Here is a 2,451-nt window from a genome sequence, read left to right as displayed (position 1 = left end):
ATCTCATTTAAAAATTTAAATCTCTATAAAGGAATTGTGCTCATGCAAAAGAAGTTTGCACTCACAAATGAAACGCGTGTATTTGGTAATCATACCCTTTATCGCATTAAAGCATTAAAAGACTTTTCTGATATCAAAGCAGGTACTTTAGGTGGCTTTATTGAAAAGGAAAGCAACCTCTCTCATGATGGGAATTGCTGGGTGTATGATGAGGCTCTTGTGTTTAAAAATGGTCACGTTTATGAAAATGCAAGGGTTTTTGGCAATGCTGTTATTTCTGATAATTCCCATGTTTATGGTAATGCACATGTGTATGGCAAGGCTATTATTTATGATAATGCCTATGTTTATGACAATGCTAGGGTTTATGAAAATGCTCGTATAGCAAATAACGTGCATGTTTATGAAAATGCCAATATTCATGGCATTGCTGTTATTCGTGAAAATGTCGGCGGGTCTACTAAAATAAAAACCTATACTGAACGTCTCTCTCCTTATGGTGAATTAGAGATTGTCTGGGTCTAATCAATAAAGCAGTGTAAATGAAAGCACGGGCGCGGCGGGGGCGCCTGCTTTCCAACCCAATTTTTCCATTTCAAATTTTATCAAACGTTTATCACATTAAATTGTGAGGGTATCTCTATGTGCAAAAAATACGAATTAACCAGTGAAATCAAAAAAATCAAACATGCTCTTACTCGAAATATTATAAACCTTTATCGCATTAAAGCTTTAAAAGATTTTGATGATATAAAGGCGGGTGCTTTAGGCGGCTTTATTGAAAAGGAAGCTAATCTATCCCATGATGGCAATTGCTGGGTCTATGATGAGGCTTGTGTCTATGGTCATGCAAGAGTGTATGATGATGCAAAAATACGGCATTATTCGCAAGTCTGTGGTCAAGTTTATGGCAATGCTGAAGTCTATGGAAAAGCTTTTATCTCTCAATATGCTAAAGTTTATGACCATGCTTTTGTCTATGGCAATGCTCATGTTTATGGCAATGTTTATGGGTATGCTCATGTGAATGGTAGTGCCCGCATTCTTGCTGATGCTCATATTTATGACCATGCGCATGTTTCTTATGATGCTACGGTTTTTAGTTATGCACGCGTTTATGGTCATGCCAAGGTTTGTGGCTCTGCTTGCATTTATAGCCATGCAAAAGTTTATAATTATGCTGTTATTAATGGTCGTGCAAAGATTTATGGCAAGGTTTATGGGAATGCTTGTGTGAGTGGCTCTTGTGAGATTTATGGCTCTGTTTATGGCAATGCTAAAATCTCATATTGTGCAACGATCTGGGGGCGTGTTTATGGCAATGCAAAAATCAATNAAATCTCATATTGTGCAACGATCTGGGGGCGTGTTTATGGCAATGCAAAAATCAATAAAAAAAGCAAAGTAAGGTTGGTTCCAAAAAATTGTGAGGTTTATGAAAGGGATAATGTTGTCAATATAACTGATAAAACAGAATAAAAAGAGACATGGGGGGCGTGCATTCTTTATGGTTATAAACGCATATAAAATGCATTGCTATAAACATATCATAAAAGAGAGAGTAACATAAAAAAAGCCGTGCCAAATGATATGACGCGGCTTTCAAATAGCGTTTTTTATTGATTAAAATGAATCATCCACAATGGAGTAATCAGTGCATATATACAAAACGTATTATATTACAAGCGCTCTATGAGAGATATGAAAACTTATCAAAAGGAACGTAAATGATGCATATGATCTTTAATCACTCATTTGAATGAGAGAGCCTATAAATGCTTTTTGTTTCTCTCAAACGTATTAATCATAACGTCTTTATCTTTTAAAGAGATTCATTGAAAACAAAGCCCATGATCATGATGCTTCTTTTAAAACGTTTCAATATACTAAGCTCAAAATCGAGCTGAGTGAATTCACATAACGCATTCTATAAAATCAAAACGCTTGTTAGCTTTAACAAAACTCGTTTTTTACATTTACGAGTATTGGTTTTCAAAACAATCTCTCATAAGACAAATAAATAACCGCTTTTATCAAACGCAAGGCTTTAAAAACTGTTATAAACATCTGTTTCAAATGTTTAAACGTTCATTTAGAAAGGCTTTCATAAGTTTCTTTTAAACAGAACTTCTTTGCAAATTAATCGCTCTATATTTGTGCTCTGTACTTTTAAATGGTAACTTTTAAAACGTTTTTTAGTACCATATCTAAGGTAAAATAGTATTTTACTGCTATGGTATTACCCGCCTCCATTTTTTTGTGGAAGCGAATAATTCCGTTCTTAAAAACTAGTCTGCAATCTATTCATTAAAAGGCTTTTCATTTCATAAGATATAAAATACCTCTTTATCGTTTTTTTAACTTTTAGTAAGCGTTTTAAAAGCGATTTTATCCTTAATCCTTTTATGCAATTTTTTAAATTAAACCTATAAGCTTATGACAGGTTCAAAC

The 2,451-nt window shown here is 34.0% G+C and carries 2 protein-coding genes; both read left to right on the top strand.

Annotated elements, in window-relative coordinates:
* Positions 1 to 42 precede the first annotated feature (42 nt).
* Positions 43 to 525, top strand: coding sequence for a hypothetical protein (locus tag ACFIJW_RS00200; RefSeq protein WP_375632689.1), 483 nt, complete (start codon positions 43 to 45; stop codon positions 523 to 525).
* A gap of 117 nt (positions 526 to 642) precedes the next feature.
* Positions 643 to 1,479, top strand: coding sequence for a hypothetical protein (locus tag ACFIJW_RS00195; protein WP_375632687.1), 837 nt, complete (start codon positions 643 to 645; stop codon positions 1,477 to 1,479).
* Positions 1,480 to 2,451: the final 972 nt, after the last annotated feature.

The organism is Bartonella sp. MM97QHHN (genome assembly GCF_042194285.1).
Lineage (GTDB): Bacteria > Pseudomonadota > Alphaproteobacteria > Rhizobiales > Rhizobiaceae > Bartonella.
Note: the sequence above shows the minus strand (reverse complement) of the source record. Positions and strands in the feature narration are given on the sequence as shown.

Coding starts and splice junctions, on each gene's coding strand:
- ACFIJW_RS00200 (WP_375632689.1), top strand. CDS start 43: ATGCAAAAGAAGTTTGCACTCACAAATGAAACGCGTGTATTTGGTAAT.